This is a genomic window from Pedobacter petrophilus, assembly GCF_009674725.1.
Classification (GTDB): Bacteria; Bacteroidota; Bacteroidia; order Sphingobacteriales; family Sphingobacteriaceae; genus Pedobacter; species Pedobacter petrophilus.
Map to the genome: position 1 here is coordinate 1 of NZ_WKKH01000120.1, position 665 is coordinate 665.

Below are 665 nucleotides of genomic sequence, written 5' to 3' on the forward strand. Positions count from 1 at the left end.
TGCTGGATCTTTTATGCTGAACAAAATTATATCCTGTCAGCAATTCTCAAAACCTATTTATACAAACTTACGATGACGGGTGGCTATAGCGTTCATATTAGTATATCTCTATAGAGGAATCGTCCTGCTGAATTTAGTTCAGCATCTTAAATCAGTAATTTTAATCCTCTAAAGATAAAAAAAGGTCATCCCAGTTCTGATTTTGAGTTTGAATTAACTTTATTTTCCATTCCCGCCGCCAGTTTTTCAATTGTTTCTCCCTGCCAATTGCTTCTGTAATGGTAGAGAATTGCTCATAGTATATTAATTTATTACAATTGTATTTGGAAGTAAAAGATTGAGGATATTTCTTTTCACGATGTTCAATAATTCGGGAGTATAGATCTGATGTTACACCAATATACAACACCGTATTATTGAAGTTGGTTAAGATATAAATACAGCCGCCTCTTTCCATATTTGGTTTTTCTTTGATATAGAGTTTTAGTGAATTGCTTTAAGTTTTGCCTCCTGCTGAAATAATAAAATTTGCCTTAAAGTTGAACTTGAGTTCAGCATCTTTTTTAAATAATAGGTCCTGAAATAAATTCAGGATGAACTGTGTTTAAATCCAAATAATAATTAAAATTTTTCCAAATAATATTTTGTTTTAGGAAGGTTGTAAC

General features: G+C 31.0%; 1 protein-coding gene. It reads right to left on the minus strand.

Annotation, left to right across the window (positions count from 1 at the left end; genetic code table 11):
- Positions 1-160: 160 nt before the first annotated feature.
- Positions 161-457 (minus strand): GIY-YIG nuclease family protein, encoded by a 297-nt coding sequence (locus GJU39_RS23305; protein ID WP_154283382.1) that lies wholly within the window; start codon positions 455-457, stop codon positions 161-163.
- Positions 458-665 lie beyond the last annotated feature (208 nt).